General features: G+C 64.4%; 18 protein-coding genes and 1 tRNA gene. 15 read left to right on the top strand and 4 right to left on the bottom strand.

Annotated elements, in window-relative coordinates:
* The first annotated feature begins 6 nt into the window (after window positions 1-6).
* The 8 genes from fdnG to DOM45_RS20065 all read left to right on the top strand — a co-directional run bounded on the left by fdnG (window position 7) and on the right by DOM45_RS20065 (window position 10,050).
* A complete protein-coding gene (gene fdnG, locus DOM45_RS13205) occupies window positions 7-3,081 on the top strand; it encodes a formate dehydrogenase-N subunit alpha (protein ID WP_280951687.1) in 3,075 nt (1,024 codons plus the stop codon).
* Between the two features lie 10 nt (window positions 3,082-3,091).
* Window positions 3,092-4,078, top strand: a complete 987-nt coding sequence (gene fdxH, locus DOM45_RS13200) for a formate dehydrogenase subunit beta (RefSeq protein ID WP_110601237.1) — start codon at window positions 3,092-3,094, stop codon at window positions 4,076-4,078.
* The gene (locus DOM45_RS13195) at window positions 4,075-4,722 is read left to right on the top strand and encodes a formate dehydrogenase subunit gamma (protein WP_110601236.1); all 648 of its coding nucleotides are present in this window, start codon (window positions 4,075-4,077) and stop codon (window positions 4,720-4,722) included. Before fdxH ends, DOM45_RS13195 begins: the two co-directional genes overlap by 4 nt.
* A complete protein-coding gene (gene fdhE / locus DOM45_RS13190; RefSeq protein WP_240612396.1) occupies window positions 4,706-5,665 on the top strand; it encodes a formate dehydrogenase accessory protein FdhE in 960 nt (319 codons plus the stop codon). The genes DOM45_RS13195 and fdhE overlap by 17 nt, the downstream gene beginning before the upstream one ends.
* A gap of 153 nt (window positions 5,666-5,818) precedes the next feature.
* Window positions 5,819-7,258, top strand: a complete 1,440-nt coding sequence (gene selA / locus DOM45_RS13185; protein WP_110601233.1) for an L-seryl-tRNA(Sec) selenium transferase — start codon at window positions 5,819-5,821, stop codon at window positions 7,256-7,258.
* Window positions 7,255-9,210: a selenocysteine-specific translation elongation factor gene (selB, locus tag DOM45_RS13180; protein WP_110601231.1), complete on the top strand. Its 1,956-nt coding sequence runs from the start codon at window positions 7,255-7,257 to the stop codon at window positions 9,208-9,210. The genes selA and selB overlap by 4 nt, the downstream gene beginning before the upstream one ends.
* Before the next feature lie 81 nt (window positions 9,211-9,291).
* Window positions 9,292-9,387 (top strand) — tRNA-Sec (locus tag DOM45_RS20070).
* A 522-nt stretch (window positions 9,388-9,909) separates the two neighbouring features.
* The gene (locus tag DOM45_RS20065) at window positions 9,910-10,050 is read left to right on the top strand and encodes a hypothetical protein (protein WP_157958428.1); all 141 of its coding nucleotides are present in this window, start codon (window positions 9,910-9,912) and stop codon (window positions 10,048-10,050) included.
* Between the two features lie 52 nt (window positions 10,051-10,102).
* Here DOM45_RS20065 and DOM45_RS13175 read toward each other — a convergent pair whose 3' ends face one another.
* Entirely contained in the window at window positions 10,103-10,648 is a 546-nt protein-coding gene (locus tag DOM45_RS13175) for a ferritin-like domain-containing protein (protein WP_110601300.1), read from the bottom strand.
* 204 nt (window positions 10,649-10,852) lie between these two features.
* Here DOM45_RS13175 and DOM45_RS13170 point away from each other — a divergent pair, with 204 nt between their 5' ends.
* The 5 genes from DOM45_RS13170 (at window position 10,853) to DOM45_RS13150 (ending at window position 15,177) form a co-directional block, all read left to right on the top strand.
* The gene (locus DOM45_RS13170) at window positions 10,853-11,842 is read left to right on the top strand and encodes a cation diffusion facilitator family transporter (protein ID WP_110601230.1); all 990 of its coding nucleotides are present in this window, start codon (window positions 10,853-10,855) and stop codon (window positions 11,840-11,842) included.
* Window positions 11,843-12,051: 209 nt separating this feature from the next.
* Window positions 12,052-12,888: a methylenetetrahydrofolate reductase [NAD(P)H] gene (gene metF / locus DOM45_RS13165; protein WP_110601298.1), complete on the top strand. Its 837-nt coding sequence runs from the start codon at window positions 12,052-12,054 to the stop codon at window positions 12,886-12,888.
* A 130-nt stretch (window positions 12,889-13,018) separates the two neighbouring features.
* Window positions 13,019-13,552, top strand: a complete 534-nt coding sequence (gene sodC / locus DOM45_RS13160) for a superoxide dismutase family protein (protein WP_110601229.1) — start codon at window positions 13,019-13,021, stop codon at window positions 13,550-13,552.
* Window positions 13,553-13,714: 162 nt separating this feature from the next.
* Window positions 13,715-14,386, top strand: coding sequence for a metal-dependent hydrolase (locus DOM45_RS13155; protein WP_110601227.1), 672 nt, complete (start codon window positions 13,715-13,717; stop codon window positions 14,384-14,386).
* 128 nt (window positions 14,387-14,514) lie between these two features.
* A complete protein-coding gene (locus DOM45_RS13150) occupies window positions 14,515-15,177 on the top strand; it encodes a haloacid dehalogenase type II (RefSeq protein ID WP_157958427.1) in 663 nt (220 codons plus the stop codon).
* 18 nt (window positions 15,178-15,195) lie between these two features.
* Here DOM45_RS13150 and DOM45_RS13145 read toward each other — a convergent pair whose 3' ends face one another.
* Both DOM45_RS13145 and prlC read right to left on the bottom strand, forming a co-directional pair.
* Window positions 15,196-15,453, bottom strand: coding sequence for a YheV family putative zinc ribbon protein (locus DOM45_RS13145; RefSeq protein WP_110601225.1), 258 nt, complete (start codon window positions 15,451-15,453; stop codon window positions 15,196-15,198).
* 76 nt (window positions 15,454-15,529) lie between these two features.
* The gene (gene prlC, locus DOM45_RS13140; RefSeq protein ID WP_110601297.1) at window positions 15,530-17,581 is read right to left on the bottom strand and encodes an oligopeptidase A; all 2,052 of its coding nucleotides are present in this window, start codon (window positions 17,579-17,581) and stop codon (window positions 15,530-15,532) included.
* A 219-nt stretch (window positions 17,582-17,800) separates the two neighbouring features.
* On the opposite strand from prlC, the gene DOM45_RS13135 reads away from it, so the two are divergent.
* Window positions 17,801-19,141, top strand: coding sequence for a sodium-dependent transporter (locus tag DOM45_RS13135; protein WP_110601223.1), 1,341 nt, complete (start codon window positions 17,801-17,803; stop codon window positions 19,139-19,141).
* 51 nt (window positions 19,142-19,192) lie between these two features.
* Window positions 19,193-19,726: a gamma carbonic anhydrase family protein gene (locus DOM45_RS13130; RefSeq protein WP_110601222.1), complete on the top strand. Its 534-nt coding sequence runs from the start codon at window positions 19,193-19,195 to the stop codon at window positions 19,724-19,726.
* A gap of 16 nt (window positions 19,727-19,742) precedes the next feature.
* On the opposite strand, the gene DOM45_RS13125 is transcribed toward DOM45_RS13130, so the two are convergent.
* On the bottom strand, window positions 19,743-20,531 hold the full coding sequence (locus tag DOM45_RS13125; RefSeq protein WP_110601221.1) for a GntR family transcriptional regulator: 789 nt from the start codon (window positions 20,529-20,531) through the stop codon (window positions 19,743-19,745).
* Between the last annotated feature and the right edge of the window lie 256 nt (window positions 20,532-20,787).

Raw genomic sequence — 20,787 nt, 5'->3', positions numbered from 1 at the left:
GAACTGATGGCTATCAACGTCACTCGGCGCCAGTTTTTCAAACTGGGCGGGGCGGGGTTGGCGAGTTCGAGCCTGGCGATGATGGGGTTCGCCCCGGAGCCCGCCGAGGCCTCGATTCGTCAATTCAAGCTGACCCATGCCAAAGAGACTCGCAACACCTGCACCTACTGCTCCGTCGGCTGCGGCATCCTGATCTACAGCAAGGGTGACGGTTCCAAGAACGTCGAGCAGAACGTGTTCCATATCGAAGGCGACCCGGACCATCCGGTATCCCGCGGCTCACTCTGCCCCAAGGGGGCGGGTCTGCTGGACTTCGTGCACAGCAAGGGGCGATTGGCCTACCCGCAGGTTCGTGAGGCCGGCAGCGACGAGTGGAAGCGGATCAGCTGGGACGAGGCGCTCGGACGTATCGCCCGGCACATGAAGGATGACCGCGACGCCAACTTCGTCCAGCGCAACGCCCAGGGGCAGACGGTCAATCACTGGACGACGACGGGTTTCCTGGCGGCGTCCGGTTCCTCCAACGAAGCCGGCTACATCACCCACAAGGTGGTGCGCAATCTCGGCATGGTGGCGTTCGACAACCAGGCGCGCGTCTGACACGGACCGACGGTGGCAGGTCTTGCCCCTTCATTCGGTCGCGGTGCCATGACCAATCACTGGGTCGACATCCGCAATGCCAATCTGATTCTGTCGATGGGCGGCAACTCGGCCGAGGCACACCCCGTGGGCTTCCGTTGGGTCACCGAGGCCATCGAGCACAACCACGCCGAGCTGATCACCATCGATCCTCGTTTCACCCGCACCGGCGCCGTGGCGCAGGACAAGGCGTTCATCCGAACCGGCACCGATATCGCCTTTCTCGGCGGGCTGATCAGCTATCTGATCGAGACTGACCAGATCCAGCGCGAATACGTGTTGAACTACACCGACGCGGCGTTGATCGTGCGTCCGGATTACGGCTTCGAGGATGGCCTGTTCTCGGGCTACGACGAGTCGACCCGCAGCTACGACAAGCAGTCGTGGATGTACGAGATGGGCGACGATGGTTTCGTGCGCCGCGACGAGTCGCTGAGCGATCCCCGCTGCGTCTACCAGCTGCTGCGCGAGCACTACTCGCGCTACACGCCGGACATGGTCTCGAGCATCTCCGGGATTCCGGTCGAGACCATCCAGCGAATCTGGAAGAAGATCGCGGCGATGGCGGTGCCCGACAAGACCATGACCATCCTCTACGCGCTGGGTTGGACGCAGCACTCGATCGGCTCCCAGATCATCCGCACCGCGGCCATGGTCCAGTTGCTGCTGGGCAACATGGGTATGCCTGGCGGCGGCGTCAACGCCCTGCGCGGGCACTCCAACATCCAGGGGCTGACCGACCTGGGGCTGCTGTCCCAACTGCTGCCGGGCTACATGACGCTGGCCAATGCCAAGGAGCAGGAGTACCGCGCCTACATCGACAAACGAATCAAGCAGCCGACGGTGGAGGGGCAGGTCTCCTACTGGAAGAACTACGAGAAATTCCACGTCAGTCTGATGAAGTCATGGTTCGGCGAGGCCGCCAACGAGGGCAACAACTGGTGCTTCGACTGGCTGCCCAAGCTCGAGCGACCGCTCTACGACATTCTCGATACCTTCGAGCGCATGTCGAAGGGGGAGCTCAATGGCTACTTCTGCCAGGGCTTCAACCCGCTGGCCTCCTTCCCCGACCGGGCCAAGGTTACCCGGGCGCTGGCGTCACTGAAGTATCTGGTGGTGATGGACCCGCTCAATACCGAGACCAGCGAGTTCTGGAAGAACTACGGCGAATACAACGATGTCGACCCGAGCCAGATCGATACCGAGGTGTTCCGTCTGCCGACCTGCTGCTTCGCGGAGGACGACGGGTCGATCGTCAACAGCGCGCGCTGGCTGCAGTGGCACTGGGCGGCCGCGCCGCCGCCCGGTGACGCCCGGCCGGACACCCGGATCATGGGTGAGCTGTTTCTCAAGCTGAAGCAGCTCTATCTCGATGAGGGCGGTGTCTTTCCCGATCCGATCCTCAACCTGACCTGGGATTACAAGATCCCCGCGGAGCCCAAGGCGGAGGAGCTCGCGCGGGAGTACAACGGTCGCGCGCTGGAGGATCTCACCGACGAACAGGGCAACGTGACCCGGCGTGCCGGCGACCAGCTTGCCGGATTCGCGGAACTGACCAACGACGGTCGCACGGCGGCCGGCTGCTGGATATTCACCGGCTGCTGGACCGAAGACGGCAACCAGATGGCGAATCGCGACAACTCGGACCCCTACGGCACCGGCAATACCCTGGGCTGGGCCTGGGCCTGGCCGATGAATCGCCGCATCCTCTACAACCGCGCCAGTGCCGATCTGCAGGGCCGGCCGTGGGGCGCCAACAAGGCGTTCATCTGGTGGGACGGCAAGCAGGGGGCCTGGGTCGGCGCAGACGTGCCGGACTTCCCGACCAACTCGCCGCCATCCCAGGGGCAGATGCCGTTCATTATGCAGCCGGAGGGCGTCGGCCATCTGTTCGCCGGGCAGAGCATGGTCGACGGGCCCTTCCCCGAGCACTACGAACCGTTCGAGTCGCCGGTGCCGCAGAATCTGTTGCACCCGGGCAAGGAGAAGGCGCGCAACAATCCGGCCGCCCGGATCTTCGACGAGGACCGCGAAGCGCTGGGCAAGCCGGAGGAGTTCCCGCACGCGGCGACGACCTATCGTCTGACCGAGCATTTCCACTTCTGGACCAAGCACGCCGAGCTCAACGCCATCGTGCAGCCGCAGCAGTTCGTCGAAATCGGCGAAGCGCTGGCCGGCGAGATCGGCATCGTCGCCGGGGATTGGGTCAAGGTGTCGTCCAATCGTGGATTCATCAAGGCGGTGGCGGTGGTGACCAAACGGCTGCGGCCGATGATGATCGGCGACAAGCAGGTCCACCACGTGGGCATTCCGCTGCACTGGGGCTTTACCGGCGTGGCCAAGAAAGGCTACCTGGTCAACGCCCTGACGCCGTTCGTCGGTGACGCCAACACGCAGACGCCGGAATACAAGTCGTTCACCGTCCGCGTCGAGAAGGCATAGGGAGCTCGCCATGATCAATTCGCAAAACATCATCGCCCGCTCCGCCACGACCACCGAGCCTCCCCAGGTGCGCAGCCATGTGGAGGAGGTGGCCAAGCTGATCGATGTCTCCAAGTGCATCGGCTGCAAGGCGTGCCAGGTGGCGTGCATGGAGTGGAACGACCTGCGCGACGACGTCGGCGAGTGCCACGGCACTTACGACAACCCCACCGACCTCACCGCCGAGTCCTGGACGGTGATGCGCTTCAGCGAGCATGAAAGCGCCGACGGCAATCTCGAGTGGCTGATTCGCAAGGATGGCTGCATGCACTGTGCCGAGCCGGGCTGCCTCAAGGCCTGCCCGGCCCCCGGCGCGATCGTGCAGTACGCCAACGGCATCGTCGACTTCGACTCCAACCACTGCATCGGCTGCGGCTACTGCATCACCGGTTGCCCGTTCGACATTCCACGCATCTCGCCCAAGGACCAGAAGTCCTACAAGTGCACGCTCTGTTCGGACCGGGTCAATGCGGGGATGGAGCCGGCCTGCGTCAAGACCTGCCCGACCAACTGCATCGAGTTCGGCACCAAGACGGACATGCTGGCACGGGCGGAGAAGCGGGTCGGCGATCTCAAGGCGCTGGGCTTCCGCGATGCCGGCATCTACGATCCGGCCGGGGTCGGCGGAACCCACGTCATGTACGTGCTGCATCATGCCGACGATCCCAATCGCTACAGCGGGCTGCCCAAGGATCCCCGCATCTCGCCGCTGGTTGGGGCGTGGAAGGGCGTGACCAAGCCGATCATGTCCGCGATCATCGGCATCACCGCCTTTGCCGGCGTGATCCACTACATGACCAAGGGGCCCAAGGAGGAGCCGGAAGATTCGCCCGAAGAGGAGCATCGAGCGACGCGCGATGGCGGCGTTCCGCCCGCCTCGCTGGGCTATGACGCTACCCGGCGGCGTCCCGGAGCCGGTCGGAATGCGGACGATCGTCCGCAGGGAGAAGATCGATGAAGATGCCTCGGGATCGCCTGATTCGCTACTCGCCGCTGGATCGCGCCAATCACTGGACCATGGCCATGGTCTTTGTGCTGCTGGCGCTCTCCGGACTGGCGTTCTTCCACCCGGCATTCTTCTTCCTCAGCCACACGCTGGGCGGGCCGGTGTGGGCGCGGATTCTCCACCCGTTTCTCGGTGTGGTGCTGGTACTGCTGTTCTACGCCATGGCAGCGCGACACGTGCGTCGCAATCTGCTCGGCGAGAACGACGTGCAGTGGATGCGCCAGATCGGTGACGTGCTCGACAATCGCGACGAGAAGTTGCCGCCCATCGGCAAGTACAACCCCGGTCAGAAGCTGGTCTACTGGTCGCTGGTGGTATCGATCGCGCTGCTGCTGATCAGCGGCGTGATCATGTGGCGGCCGTGGTTCGCCGGCTACTTCCCGATTCCGCTGATTCGGTTCGCCAGCCTGCTCCATGCGGTGTCGGCCTTCGTTGCCATCGTCACCATCGTGGTTCACGTCTATGCCGCGATCTGGGTCAAGGGCTCGGTCCGCTCGATGACGCGAGGCTGGGTGACCCGCGCCTGGGCGCGTCATCACCATGGCCTGTGGGCCCGCGAACAGGAGGAGGCGCAGCGCCGTGAACAGCAACCCTGACGATTCGACGCCAGGCGCGAACGGCGACCACGCCTTCGGCCAGGCGCCCCCTTCGCCGGGGGCGCCGCCGATGGTGACGCTGCCTTCGCGCAAGCTCTTCGCCGAGCGTGCCCTGCGGCTGCGGCAGTTGGCCGACCGGCTGCCGACGATGACCGCCTACCTGCGCTTTATGGCGATGATCGTCGAGGCCCAGCATCGCGTCGTCCAGTTGCCCCGGCCCTCGTTGGTGGGCGGAGCACAGCTGGCGATGACCCATGGCATTCCGCCCCTCTCCCTGGATGGGCTGTGGCGGGACATGTCCTGGGCGGAAGACCTCGACGCACTGCTGGCGGAACTGGACGGCCAGGTCGTGGCGCCCCAGCGGGCGTGGTTCGACGCGCTGTGCGATCTCGCCGTCGCCGACCGTGTCGAACTGGCCCGGGCCATACTGGCCGGCCAGCCGCTGGCGTTGGAGCAACGCGGGATGGCGCCGCTGATGGGCGCGGCACTGCAGGTGGCCTGGACGCGCCAGGCACGCACGCTCCCCGTGCCGCCGCCGCGTCCGTCGGGCGCCGCCGGCACCTTGTGCCCTTGCTGTGGTGCCCCGGCGGTGGGAAGTCTGGTCCAGATCGGCATGGCCCGCTCCCGGGTGCGCTACCTGCAGTGCGGGCTGTGCGCCAGCGAGTGGTACGCCGAGCGTGCCAGATGCGCGCAGTGCGGTAACAGTAAAGACCTGGATTACTGCGGCTTGGAGGATGAGCAGGGCGAGCGGGTGTTGCCCATCCAGGCCGAGACCTGCGATCACTGCCACAGCTATCTGAAACGGGTCAACCGGGAGTGGGAGGCCGCAGCCGATCCCTTGGCCGACGACCTCGCCAGCCTGGCGCTCGACATGATGATCGCCGACCGCGATCTGGCGCGACGCGCCTTCAATCCACTACTGGTGCTGGGCGAGCCGGCCTGAATCCACGCAGTTCGTGAGGTGGCGGTGCCGATGGCGAGCCACGGCGTACCCTTGCCGTGGCTTGCCAGGCGTCATTGGCTGTCGTCACCCTTGTTCCCGCTCGCCGGTAACGATTAAATCGAGACTCCTCCCGCCGGTTACCGCGAGCCGTTCATGTCCGATAGTGCTGCCAATCCGAATGACCTGCGTCGCCAGTTGCCGGCGGTCGACCAACTGCTAAATCACCCCCGCTTCGAAGCCTCGCGCCGCGAGCATGGCGATGGTCTCGTGATCCGCGCCATCCGCACGACCTTGGCCGAATGGCGACGCCGCTTGGGCGATCCGGCGATGTCGCCGCTCCCGACGATCGATGAAGCGGCGCTGCTCGCGGCCGTGGAGCGCGCGCTGGCCGCCGAGGCACGGCTCAACGTCCGCGCCGTCTTCAATCTTACCGGCACCGTCATCCACACGAATCTGGGCCGCTCACCGCTCTCCGAAGCGGCCATCGATGCCGTGGTCCACGCGGCGCGCCATCCGGTGGCGCTGGAATACGATCTCGACAAGGGGCGGCGCGGGGATCGCGATCGCCTGGTCGAGGGACTGCTGATCGAGCTCACCGGCGCCGAGGCGGCGACGGTGGTCAACAACAATGCCGCTGCCGTACTGCTGGCCCTGACGGCGCTCGGCGCCGGCCGCGAGGCAGTGATATCCCGCGGCGAGATGATCGAGATCGGCGGCGCCTTCCGGATGCCGGACGTGATGACCGCGGCAGGCTGTCGCTTGGTCGAGGTCGGTGCCACCAACCGCACCCACGGGCGGGATTTTCGTCAGGCTCTCGGTGATGACAGTGGCCTGATCGTCAAGGCGCACACCTCCAACTACGCCATTACCGGCTTCACCAGCAGCGTGCCCGAGGCGGAGCTGGCCACGATCGCCCACGACCACGGCATCCCCTTCATGATCGATCTCGGCAGCGGGGCGCTGACCGATTTTCGCGAGCTTGGCCTGCCCCACGAGGCGCGACCGGGGGAGGCGATTGCCGCCGGGGCGGATCTGGTCACCTTCAGCGGCGACAAACTGCTCGGCGGCCCCCAGGCCGGTATCGTCGTCGGCAAGCGCGAGTTGATCGAGCGTCTCAAGCAGCATCCGCTAAAGCGGGCACTGCGCTGTGACAAGCTCACCCTCGCGGCCTTGGAAGCCACGCTCCGGTGTTATCGCGATAGTGCCGAGCCAGCCCGGCATCTGCCGACGCTGGCGATGCTCTCGCGTGGCGTCGACGAGATCGATGCTCAGGCGGCGCGACTGTTGCCTCGGATGCAGGCGGCGCTGGACGGCGTCGCCGAGGTCGTCACTCGCGCTTGCCGAAGTCAGCTCGGCAGCGGTTCGCTGCCCGTCGATCGGCTCGACAGCCGGGCGCTGGTCATGCGTTGCACCGAGGGCCCGGCGCTCGCCCGGCTCGAGCGCACCCTGCGCGCGCTACCGCGACCGGTGATCGGTCGCCTGCACGAAGGTGCGCTGTGGCTCGATCTTCGTTGCCTGTGCCGTGAGGCGGACGAGCGGTCGTTCCTGGCGCAGCTCTCGGGCATTCAGTCGCTGTGGCGTGCCACTCCATGATCGTCGGTACCGCCGGTCACGTCGACCACGGCAAGACGTCCCTGATCCACGCGCTGACCGGCGTGGCAACGGATCGCCTGAAGGAGGAGCAGGCACGGGGACTCACCATCGAGGCCGGCTATGCCTATCCCGAGCCACCACCGGGACAGGCCGGGGCCGTGCTGGGGTTCATCGATGTGCCGGGGCACGAGCGTTTCGTTGCCAATATGCTCTCCGGCGCCGTGGGTATCCAGGCGATGTTGCTGGTGATCGCGGCAGACGACGGCATCATGCCGCAGACGCTCGAACATGCCCGCATCCTCGAGCTGCTGGGCGTGACCCAGGCCTGGGTCGCGCTGACCAAGATCGATCGGGTGACGCCGGCGCGCATCGACGAAGTACGCCGCGAGATTGCCGCCTGGCTCGACACGACAGCTTTCGCCGGCGCGCCGATCTTTCCGCTCTCCAGCGTTACGGGGGCCGGGTTGCAACCGCTCGAGAGCACGCTCTGGGCGCAGGCGGCGCAGCCCTTGCCCGTTCATGAGACGGGGCGCTTCCGGCTCGCCGTCGATCGTGTCTTCGTCAAGCAGGGCGCTGGCGTCGTGGTGACCGGCACGGTGCGCAGCGGCCGCGTCGCCCTCGGCGACACGGTACGGCTGTTGCCTGGCGACATGGATGCGCGAGCGCGCGGGCTGCGCGCGCAGGATCGTGAGGTCGACCTGGCGCGGCCGGGCGAGCGCTGCGCCATCAATCTGAGCGGGTCCGGCATCGAGCGGAGCCGGCTCGCCCGAGGGAACTGGGTCGTGGCGGCGGCCTCCCGGGCGGCCGATCGGACACGACTCGACGTCGCCCTGGACTGGCTGCCGGAAGCGCCAGCGCTCAGGCACTGGATGCCGGTCCATCTGCATCACGGCAGCGCCCATGTGACGGGGCGGGTTGCACTGCTGGAGGCGGATACGCTGGACGCCGGCGGCTCGGCGCTGGCGCAGCTGGTGCTGGATTCGCCGCTGCAGGCGATCCACGGCGACCGCATCGTGATCCGCGATCATGGCGCCAGCCGTACCCTGGGAGGCGCCAGGGTGCTGGACGTCGCCCCGCCACGCCGCGGTGCCCGGAAACCGGATCGGCTGACCTGGTTGAGTCGACTGCGAGAGGTGCTGTCGGATGGGGCCGGGCCGCCGGATTGGCAGCCGCTGTTTTCCCCCCGGCGAGAGCTCGCGAACCTCGCGATGACCAGCGTGGATCTGGCGGCGCTGGCGGTGAATCTCGATGTGCCGGTCGACGATGTGCAGCGAAGCGCGTCAGCGGCGCATTGGCTCGTGCTGTCAAACCCGACGGAACAGCATGCCCTGGCGCCGATCCATGAGCGATCGCTGTATGACGACGCGATCGAACGTCTGGCGTCGATCCACGAGCAGGAGCCGGCAATGCGAGGCGTCGATATCGATCGTCTGCGTCGCATGGTGTCGCCGCGACTTCCCGCCGACCTGTTTCGGCCGCTGCTCGAACACTGGAAAGCGCGTGGAGATCTCGCCCAGCACGGCCCATTCGTGGCGCTGGCATCGCATACGGCGTCGCTGTCGGCGCAGGACGAAAAGCGCTGGGATGCGGTACGCCCGCTGCTCATGGCGCAGCCCTACGATCCACCTCGAGTGCGCGATATCGCCGGGCAGCTCGGGTGGGCCGAAACCGACGTGCGCCGGCTCCTGCATGACTGCGCGCTACTGGGTAATGTCTATCAGTTGCGACATGATCACTTCTTCCTGGCGAGCCGAGTTTCCGAGCTGGCAGCAGTGATTCGCCAAATCGATGGCGAGTCGCCAGCCGGGGCGACAGCGGCGGTATTTCGCGATCGGATCGGCTGCGGCCGGAAACTGGCGGTGGCGATTCTCGAGTTTTTCGACCGGATCGGATTCACCCGGCGGGTCGGGGATGGTCACAAGGTCATTCGGGACGATATGCTGTTCGAGTGATTGGGCTCGAGCCTCGGCGGTCGAGCGCCCGAAGGGGGTTGCGAGGTTGGCCGGCAAGGGCAATTCGTGAATCCTCTCTCAGGAAGAGAATCGTTCCCCGGTGGGGCGCCAGGACTTCAACTCCTGTAGGGGCTGCCAGCAGTCTCTGGTGGGTTCGACTCCCACTCTCTTCCGCCATCATCTTCCCTGAAGACGCGCGGGCTTACGGTGTCGGCGGCCGTCGGGTTCCAGCGCTTTGCCTCGTACCGGTGGTATGAGAACGGTCATTTTTCGGATGTTGCAAAAAATTACGTGTTTTGTTGAATACTCAGTTACTTATAAACGCATGATTAAGAACACTTAAGTTTTGTTATTAGCAAAAACGATCAAGATATCACGAGAAAAACGTTGGCGTGGCGACGATGAAGGTCCACTCTGACACTGCCCACTTAGCCAAGTGGCTCTCACCGCGAAGGAACGTGGGAGTGGGTTCTTCTCTCTTCTTACCCGTCTATCGGTTACCACGATTCGGTGGCATCCATATCTTGCTTCTCACCGCGTATTTCGGTGGATTCGACGCTCAGCCACGCTGACGTCTGCTTCTCCCTGTCACCGGCCTCGCCCGTTGCGTGACCCCCTGCGTGATCGTGATTCCCGCTTCCGTGCAAGTCGTGACTACAATGATGCCCTGACGACAACGTCGCCATCGATGGAGACACCATGCAGGGTTCGCTGATCGGTATCGTGGTAGGGCTGGTGGTCTGGATGGCCTCTGCCGAATGGGGGTGGGGGATTGGTGCAGGCATCGCCTCGGGAATTGCCTGGGATCTCTGGCGCCAACGTTCGCGGCATGACGACTGAGGCGTTGGCGGCTCGGGCCAGTTCGATGGGTCGAAATGGCCCGATGGCGATATCAGTTGCGGGTCTTGACTCCCTCGAGTAGCGCCGCCATGTCGTCGGCATGCTCCTCTTCCTGCGCCAGGATGTCCTCCATCACTCGGCGAGAGGTCGGATCCTTGTCACCAAGGTAGGTGATGATCTCGCGGTAGCTGTCGATCGCGATCCGCTCGGCAATGAGATCCTCCTTGATCATCTCCTCGAGCGTTTCCCCCTCGGCGTACTCCGAGTGCGAGCGGCTCAGCAAACCCTCCGGCGAGAAATTGGGGGCACCGCCCAACTGGGTAATGCGTTCGGCGAGCTGGTCGGCGTGCTGCTGCTCTTCCTGGGCATGCTCCAGGAATTCGTCCTTGGCAATGCTCGCGCTGAGACCGTCGGCCATATAGTAATGACGCTTGTAACGCAGGACACAGACGATCTCGGTTGCCAGTGCCTCGTTGAGAATCTTGATGACCGTCTTGCGGTCGGCGCTATATCCCTCGGTGACGGCGCCATTTTCGATATGCTGGCGGGCCCGTTCGCGAATCGTCTTGATATCGGTCAAAAAGGTCTGCTCGCTCATGACTTCCTCCTTGATGGTGATGGTGCGATGGGTGGCGGCCAGGCACCGGCACGCCCCGGTCGTGATCTCAACGTAGTCGATCGAACCCCGTTGTCCCAGGGATATCTCGGGAGTCGAGTGCGCTCGCCGCGCCAGCAGCGTGTAATACAATAGCGTCGGGGTCGTGAGCTAAGATCCGGGGACACACCCGTCAGGATCCATGACATGGCCTCGCACGACCACTCGCATCACGACCCTCATGATCACGCCGGGCAGGGGCATTCTCACGGCCACGACCATGGGCACTCCCACGATCATGCGCCAACCGTGACGGCGGACAGTGTCCGGCGCGTCAGGCTGGCGATGATCCTGACCGCCGGCTTCATGCTGGCGGAGGTGGTGGGCGGCTGGATCTCCGGCTCGCTGGCGCTGCTGGCCGACGCCGGCCACATGTTCAGCGACAGCTTTTCGCTCGGCCTGGCGCTGTTCGCCTTCTATATGGGCGACAAGGCACCGGACAGGTTTCGCACTTTCGGTTATCAGCGCTTCCAGGTGCTGGCCGCCTTCGTCAACGGGCTGACGCTGCTGGCGATCGCGGTATGGATCGTGATCGCTGCGATCCAGCGATTCACCCAGCCGGTCGAGGTCCTGGCAGGTCCGATGATGGTGGTAGCCGTGCTGGGGCTGCTGGTGAACATCGTGGTCTTCAGAATTCTTCACGGGGGCGACCAGGAAAACCTCAACCTGCGCGGCGCCTTGCTGCATGTGATCGGCGACCTGCTGGGATCGGTGGCGGCCATCGTGGCATCCGTGGTGATCCTGATCACGGGCTGGACGCCGATCGACCCCCTGCTGTCGATGCTGGCCGCGACATTGATTCTGCGCGCCGCCTGGAAGATCCTGGGGCGCTCGGCGCATACCCTGCTCGAGGGCACGCCCGAAGGTGTCGATGTCGGCCAGATCCGGCAGGCGCTACTCGACGTCGAGGGCGTCAAGAGCCTGCACGACATTCATGTCTGGGGCCTGACGCCGCAGGACCCGCTGCTCAGCGCGCACCTGGTGATCGAGTCTCCCGCCTTACACGACGGTGTCATCGAGCGTGCCTACGCTATGCTCCAGTCCCGCTTCGGGATCCAGCACGCCACCCTGCAGGTCGAGACGCGAGACTGCCTCACCGGGGGCGAGTGCAACCACGGCATGATCGTGCATCCCTGAGCCCGTCGCGCGGGATGTCGCTTCGTGATGAGCCTTGTTCATGAGAAGGGCAGGAAGGTTTCATTGGCCGTGATCGCCCCGGAGAGGCAGAATCGCCATCATACGGTCGTCAATCCATCGTCGGTCGTCGCTACCGGGACATCGGCGCTCGAGAGCGAGACCTCGCCCAGCGTGTGATCGCGCGGGCCCGCATCGAAGAGAGCACTGTCATGAGCACGCAGCCTCCACTGGGGTTCAGTTTCGAATTCTTCCCTCCCAATACCGACGCGGGGCGCGAGAAGCTCGGCGGGGTCCGCGATGCGCTGGCTGCTCGCAAGCCGCGGTTTTTCTCCGTCACCTATGGGGCCGGTGGCTCCACCCAGGCGCGCACGTTCGACACTGTCAAGACGGTCCGTCGCAGCGGCGTCACCACGGCGCCACACCTCTCCTGTGTCGGTAGCGACAAGTCGTCGCTGCGTGATCTGCTGCACACCTACCGGGAGGATGGCGTGGATAGCCTGGTGGCGTTGCGTGGTGACTTGCCATCTGGCATGGGGGGCGCAGGCGAATTGCGTTACGCCAACGAGCTGGTCGAGTTCATTCGCGACGAGACCGGCGATCATTTCGAGATCGCGGTGGCCGCCTACCCGGAAGCTCATCCCCAGGCAGCCAGCTTCGAACGTGACCTGGAAAACTTCGCCCGCAAGGCCAAGGCGGGCGCGGATCTCGCGATCACCCAGTACTTCTTCACCGCCGACGCCTATTTTCACTTCGTGGACCGGGTTCGCGCCATGGGGGTGGAGACGCCGATCATTCCCGGCATCATGCCGATCACCAATTACACCAAGCTGGCTCGTTTCTCCGATACCTGCGGCGCCGACATCCCGCGCTGGATCCGCAAGCAGCTCGAGGCCTACGGCGATGACAGCGACAGCATCCAGGCCTTCGGTACCGAGGTGATCTCGAGGTTGTGCCGGCGGTTACTGGAGGGCGGGGCCCCTGGCCTGCATTTCTATACGCTGAATCAATCCGCGCCGGTGCTCAAGGTGCTCGACAACCTGGGCTGAATCTGGCCGCCGAGTTCGCCTCGCCGAAACCCGGCCGTTCGCGTTAGGGCCGCCGGTTGGCTACGTTGAAACCAGTCCCGATCAAGCAAGTCGTCGATCGGGACCCGTCACTCACGCAGAGGAGAACGCCATGCAACGCAATGGATTGATCGGTCTGACCGCGGGGGTCGCGCTAGCCCTGTCGGGGTGGGCACAGGCGGAAACCACGGTGGAGATGCATGCGGTGTCCGCCGACGGGGTCGGTGATAGCGTCGGTACGGTGGTCGCCAAGGACACCGATTATGGTCTGTTGCTGACGCCGGACCTGTCGGGGCTGAAGGCCGGACTTCACGGTTTCCACCTGCATACCAACGCCAGTTGCGAGACCAGCGAGACCGATGGCGAAGTCACGCCCGGTGGCGCTGCCGGGGGCCATTTCGACCCTGACGAGACCGGCACCCACCAGGGGCCCTACAGCGACGAGGGCCATCTCGGCGATCTGCCGGCCCTCACGGTCGGGGACGACGGCAAAGCGACGACACCAGTGCTGGCGCCTCGACTCACCGAAGCCGATCTCGCCGGTCACTCACTGATGATTCACCAAGGTGGCGACAACTACAGCGACGAGCCCAAGTTGGGTGGGGGCGGGAGCCGAGTGGCCTGCGGCGTCATCGACGGTAGCTAACGAACATTGAGCGGCACGCAACTCGACGGCTCCACCAAAGGTGGAGCCGTTTCGTTTCGTTGCGAAGCCGGTTCGTCCTGAGTCGGTTTTCTTAAGCTATTGTTTTCTGGTTGGCTGGCGCGCCATAATCTGTTCATTTATCCAGTGTGGGGCGCCCGGCCAATGGCCAACTTTCGAACGCATCTCGGCGTGGCGACCGTCGGGGGAGTCGCGGTCGCTCAGGCCGGATGGCAGGCGGGGCAGTGGAGCGGCTGGCAGTCGCTGGCGGTCGCGATGCTGGTGGCGTTCGGCGGGATTCTTCCGGATATCGATGCCGATCAGTCCCAGGCCATTCGTCTGATCTTCAATATCCTGGCCGTCGTCGCGGTGGTGCTGGCAGTGCTGGTCCTGCAGCATCGAGTCACGCCGGCCTATCTGTTTGCGGCCTGCGGCGGTATCTATCTCGGCGTGCGCTACCTGGCCGGTGCGATCTTCGCACGCTTCACGGTTCACCGCGGGTTGTGGCATTCGCTGCTGGCAGCGTCGATCAGCGGGCTGTCGACGGCAGCGATCAGCTTCTCCCTGCTGGGTCAGCCTGAACGCCTGGCCTGGATCCACGGGTTGGCGATGACACTGGGCTTCGTCATCCATCTGACGCTGGACGAGCTGTACAGCGTCGATCTCACCGGGGCGCGCTTCAAGCGTTCGTTCGGCACGGCCCTCAAGCCGTTCAGCTGGCAGTCTCCGGGCAGTGCGCTGATGCTGGCGCTGATATCGGCGCACCTGTTGAGCTGGCTACCGTCCTTCTCGGTACTGCGGCAGCTGGTGATGCAGGGTGTGGCGCTGTGGCACTGAGGCGCTGGTGCGGGGCCGCCAATCGATGGCGACGACTCGAGAACCTTGCGAGCGTTAGGCGTTATCCCTCGCTACGTTTTTCCCATCCGATCTGAATCATCAGCCCCAATGATGGCATGGAGTCCACGATGCATCTGGTATTCGACGTCAATGAAACACTGCTCGACACGGGGGCGCTCGATCCGCTGTTCAAGCGCTGGTTCGGCACCGACGCTGCGCGCTCTGAATGGTTCCTGACGCTTCAGGAGACCTGGATGACGGCCAACCTGGTGGGGGAGTTCGAGCCCTTTGCAGATATTGCCAGAAGTGCGCTGCGCCAACTCGGGGCCAAACATGGCGTCGCGATCGCTGTAGGCGACGAGCAGGCACTGGTCGAGGCGATTCTCTCGCTGCCGGCCCACGCCGATTCGGCGGCGGCGCTGGCGCAGCTGCGCGAGCAGGGGCATACGCTGACGGCGCTGACCAATAGCGCGCTGAAGGCAGCGCATCGGCAGCTCGACAACGCCGGACTGAGCGGTTATTTCGATGCCATTCTAAGTGTCGAGAGCGTGGGGCGATACAAGCCGTCTCCAGAGCCTTATCGGCATGCGGCGAGCCACTGGGGCGTCGCCACTGCCGAGCTGATCATGATCGCCGCTCACGGCTGGGATTTGATCGGTGCCAACGCGGCCGGGCTGCGAACCGGGTTCATCGCACGGCCGGGCAAGGCAATGGATCCGCAGCTCGGCGACGTGCCGGACTGGCAGGATGACGACCTTGCCCGTCTGGTTCAGCGCGCTGTCGCGCAGTGACGACTGCCGCCGGTGGCGTCAATGCAGTTTGCCGGGGTCGATGATCCGCACCGGGCGGACCTCGTCGCTGGCTGGCCGCTGTTTGTCACGCGGTTGATTGACGCGAGTCGGAATTTCCTGCGGCGTGTCGTCCTCGATCGGTAATTGCTCGAAGAAGTCGCAACTGACGCAGTCGCGGTAGCGAATGCCGTTCTGCTCCCACGAACGTATGCGGTCCATGGCGGCACAGCGAGGGCAGATTGCGCCGGCAATGAAGCGTTTCGGCGTCTGGGACATGCATTACCTCGAAAGCAGTGGGCGGGCGCTGACTGGCGCCCGCCCGGTTCACTGTGGGATCAGACACCGCCCAGGATCAGGCAGCGTTCTTGGCGTCGATACCGGAGTGGCGCAGTAGCGCATCGATGCTCGGTTCACGGCCACGGAAGGCTTCGAACAGCTCTGCCGCTTCCCGTGAGCCACCCTGTTCGAGAATCGCTTCGCGGAAGCGTCGGCCGGTCTCGGGATCGAAAATCCCGGCTTCCTCGAAGGCGCTGTAGGCATCCGCCGACAGCACCTCGGCCCATTTGTAGCTGTAGTAACCGGCAGCGTAGCCACCAGCGAAGATATGGGCGAAACCGTTCTGGAAGCGATTGAAGTCGACGGTCGGCACGACCGAGACCTTGGCTCTCACGTCATCGAGCAGACGCTGGACGTCACTGGCGCTCGGTTTCTCGAGTTCGTGATGGAGACGGAAGTCGAACAGCGAGAACTCGAGCTGGCGCATCATCTGCATCGCCGACTGGAAATTGCGCGCAGCCTGCAGCTTGTCCAGCAGCTCGTCCGGCAATTTGTCGCCGGTGTCGACGTGGCCGGCGATCAGGTCGAGGCCCTCGCGCTCCCAGCAGAAATTCTCCATGAACTGGCTCGGTAGCTCGACGGCATCCCAGGCGACGCCGCTGATGCCGGAAACGTCGGCGACCGTCTGCTGCGTCAGCATGTGGTGCAGGCCATGGCCGAACTCGTGGAACAGCGTCAGCACCTCCTCGTGGGTCAGCAGTGCCGGCTTGCCTGCCACCGGGGGCGTGAAGTTGCAGGTGAGATAGGCCACCGGCAGCTGCAGTTCGCCATTCTCGCGCTGGAGACGCGTGCGGCAGACGTCCATCCAGGCGCCGCCACGCTTGCCTTCTCGGGCGTACAGGTCCAGATAGAAGCCGGCGATGGGGCGATCGCCATCGAGCACGTCGAAGTATTTGACGTCCGGGTGATAGCAGGGCGCTTCCGGGTTCTCCGCCATGCGGATGCCGTAGAGCTTGTTGGTGACGCGGAATAGGCCCTCGATGGCGCGCGGCGCCGGGAAGTAGGGCCGCAACTGCTCCTGCGAGATATCGTAGCGCGCCTGGCGCAGCTTCTCGCTGGCGAAGCCGGTGTCCCACGGTTTCAACGCATCGAGGCCGAGGGTCTCCTTGGCGAAGGCTTCGAGCTCGTTGAATTCGCGCTGCGCCTGCGGGTGTGCGCGCTCGGCGAGGTCGTCGAGGAAGCCGAGCACCTGTTCGGGCGTTTCGGCCATCTTGGTGGCCAGCGAGTAGTCGGCATAGGTGTCGAAACCGAGCAGACGGGCCAGCTCCTGACGCAGCCGCAGCGTCTCCTCTATCACCGGTGCATTGTCGTTTTCGCCGGCCTTGGGGCCCTGGTCGGAAGCCCGCGTGACATAGGCGGTGTAGACCTCGCGGCGCAGTTCGCGATCTTCGGCGAAGGTCATGACCGGCAGGAAGCTGGGGACGTCCAGGGTGATCCGATAACCGGTAACGCCCTTGGCTTCGGCATTGGCCTTCAATGTCTCCAGGGCGCTCTCGGGCAGGCCGCCCAGGCGGTCGGCGTCGGCAAGATCGAGATGCCAGGATTGGGTCGCATCCAGCAACTGGTTGGAGAAGGTGTTGCCGAGTTCCGATAGGCGAGCCTGGATTTCGCCGTAGCGTTTCTTGTCCTCGGCTGGCAGATCGACGCCGGCGAGGCGAAAGTTGCGCAGGGTGTTGTCGATCGCCTTGCGCTGCGCGGTCTCGAGTGAGGCGAACTCGTCGCTCTGCCGCAGACGTTCGAATGCCTGGAAAAGCGCGGTGTGCTGGCCGACCCAGGTACCGTACTCGGAAAGCATGGCCAGGCACTGCTGATAGGCATCGCGCAGCGCGTCGCTGTTCATCGTCGAATTGAGATGGGACACCGGCGACCACGCCTGGGACAGGCGGTCGTCGAGCGATTCCAGCGGCGCGGCCAGGGTCTGCCAGCTCACGTCCTGCTGCCGGGCCAGGGTCTCGGTGGCCTGCCGGTTGTCGGCAATGATCTTTTCGATGGCCGGTACGACGTGTTCGGGACGGATCGCCTCGAACGGTGGCAGGGTATGATGCTCGAGCAGCGGGTTATTCGACATGGTCACCTCGGACGATGGAATCAGTGTCATTCTATATGGGGGAAGCCGAGGCAGCTTTCAATCCGGGCTCCAGTTGGCAGCGCCCGCTGTTGGACGCTGGCCCGGGCCAGATTGGCGAGCCGCCCCGGTGCTGATAGGCTCTTCGCGTTTTCGCGCCAGCCCCGCCTGTCCCGGGTGGGTCGTCCGCGGCCGCAATCCGTTCGCTAAAGGTCCCGAATGATGAGTGAAACTCTGGAGCGCTGGCAGTCCCGCCGTGCCTTCATCCTGGCGGTCACCGGCGCCGCCGTGGGGCTGGGCAACATCTGGCGCTTCCCCTACATGACGGGCGAGAACGGCGGCTCGGCGTTCCTGCTGCTCTACATCGTCTTCGTACTGCTGCTGGGGCTGCCGATGATGATGGCCGAGATCATGATCGGTCGCGCCGGTCGGCGCAGCCCGATGCAGGCGCTGGCGTTCCTGGCCGATGAGGCCGATGTCAGTCGTCACTGGAAATGGCTGGGGCTGTTCGGCGCGATCACGGTCTTCTTCATCCTGTCGTTCTACTCGGTGGTCTCCGGCTGGTCGATCGAGTATCTGGTCAGTGCCGTGAATGGCAACTTCGTCGGTCTTTCTCCTCAGCAGGTCGGTGCGAGCTTCAATGCCTTCCTGGCAGACCCGTTGCGCATGACCTTCAACCATACCCTTTTCATGCTGCTGACCATGTCAGTGGTGGCGGCCGGTATCGTCAACGGGATCGAAAAGCTCAACAACGTGATGATGCCGCTGCTTTACGGGATCCTGATCGTTCTCGCGGGCTACGCCGTGACCACGCCGGGCTTCGGGGCCGCCATGCACTGGCTGTTCACGCCGAACGTCGCTGCCATTACCTGGAGCGTCGTGCTCAATGCCATGGGACACGCCTTCTTTACTCTGGCGGTGGGGGCGTGTGCCCTGATGGCCTATGGCGCCTACATGCCCGAGGAGCAGAGCTTGCCCAAGGCCGTCTTCGCCGTGGCTCTGCTCGACATCACGGTGGCGCTGCTCTCCGGTATCGCCATCTTCTCCGTGGTCTTCACCCATGGTCTCGATCCCAGCGAAGGGCCCGGGCTGATGTTCGTCACGCTGCCGATCGCCTTCAGCGATTTGCCGGGCGGACAGGTCTGGCTCGGTGCCTTCTTTCTGCTGCTGCTGGTGGCGACCTGGACGTCATCGATCAATCTCGCCGAGCCGATGGTGTCGATGCTGGTCGGTTCCGGGTGGCGTCGCAGCCGCGCTGCTATTCTGATCGGGTCGCTGGTGTGGCTGGTGGGGCTGTTGTCGGTGCTCTCGTTCTCCACCCTGGCAGACGTGCACTGGGTCGGCGAGATGAACTTCTTCACGCTGGTGTCGACCATTCCGCCCGATATATTCCTGCCGGTCGGTGGTCTGCTGATCGCCATCTTCGCGGCCTGGGTGATGTCGAGGGAGGCCGCCGTGGCGGCGCTGGGCGTCGGGGCCGGCAGTTTCCGACTATGGCAATGGCTGGTGCGTTACGTGTCGATCCCGCTGACGGTTGTGGTGCTGGCGTCCAGCCTTCTCTAGGCCGTGCTGCGAGGGACAAGCCGATTCTGGATAGCGACAGGAGTAGAACTCATGGCAATTCGAACATTTCAGGGTGTGACGCCCAGCCTCGGTCAACGAGTGTTCATCGATGATACCAGCGTCGTGCTGGGGGACGTGGCGCTGGGTGACGACTGCTCGGTATGGCCGATGGCGGTCATTCGGGGTGATGTCCATCGCATTCGCATCGGCGCGCGCACCAGTGTGCAGGATGGCTGCGTGCTGCATTGTACCCACGCAAGCGACTACAACCCCGGCGGCCATCCCTTGATCATCGGGGACGAGGTCACGATCGGCCACCAGGCCACGCTGCACGGCTGCCGGATCGGAGATCGGGTTCTCATCGGGATGGGCGCCGTGGTGCTGGACGGGGTCGTGATCGAAGATGAGGTGATCGTCGCCGCGGGCGCCATGGTTCCGCCGGGCAAAGTGCTGGAGAGCGGTCATGTCTACGCCGGTAACCCGGCCAAGCCGCTACGCGAGCTCAAGGCCGCCGAGCGGACGTTTTTCAGTTACTCCGCGGGAAATTACGTCAAGCTGAAGGACCAGCACCTGAGCGGAGAATGATCGGAGGCTGGCGCACTCAGGGCTCGAGGCGGTCGCTCAGCAGCTGCGAGCGCCTCTCGGCGCGCCGGGCCCTCGATTCGGCACGCTGCATGTCGATCAGCCCCGCCTTGACGTAGTCGAGATGCTCGTGGGCCAACGTGCGAGCATCCTCGGCTCTCCCTTCCTGAATCGCCTCGAGCAGCGCACGGTGCTGTGCCATCAGACGCTGGCGGGCATTGGGGCGCTCGAACAGATGTGCCAGGTTGCCGACGATACTCTTCTCCAGCAAATGGAAGAGGCCGCGAATGGTATGCAGCATCAGGACATTGTGGGCGGCCTCGGCAATGGCGAGATGAAAGGCGGCATCGGCCTTGGCCTCGCGTAGTGGGTCGCCCTGTTGAACGGGATCCCGATAACTTCTGTCCAGCGCCTCGAACCGTTGCTGCAGCATCTCCTTGTCGGCCGGGGTTGCCCGCATCGCCGCGTGGTAGGCCGTGATCCCCTCCATTGCATCGCGGAACTCCAGCACATCCAGGTGAAACTCGTCGTGACGCGACAGCATCTCCAGCATGGGGTCGCCGTAGCTGGCGGCGAGACGCTCACTGACGTAGGTGCCACCACCTTGCCGGCTGATCAGCAGGCCTCGAGCGGCCAGCTTTTGAATGGCTTCACGTAGCGAGGGGCGTGACACGCCAAAGCGTTCGGCCAGTTGCCTTTCGGCCGGCAGGCGGTGGCCCGGTTTGAGGCTGCCCTCGAGGATCATCGTCTCGAGGCGTTCGGTGATGACATCGGCAAGACGAGGCTGCCTGACGGTGGGGTAGTTCACGCGATGAAGCTCCCGATAACGATTGCAGTCATTGGTTTTACCAATGTTCTGGCACTGCTCAAAGCGCTGCCTGCGGTGGTAGCGGTTGTCGGGCCTCGATTCGGACCAAAGTATGAAGCGGCCAGGCTTCAATGGTGCGCTGCCATGCCAGGGACGACGCTGACAATCGGCCCGGATTGTCCTGGGATGTATCGCACCTCCGCTGTCGGACGTCATCGATTTCAGTTTTTTTGACTCGAGGGCTTGCCAACGCGGC

This window comes from Salinicola lusitanus, from assembly GCF_003206045.1.
GTDB lineage: Bacteria > Pseudomonadota > Gammaproteobacteria > Pseudomonadales > Halomonadaceae > Salinicola > Salinicola lusitanus.
This window is presented reverse-complemented; position numbering and strand designations above follow the sequence as displayed.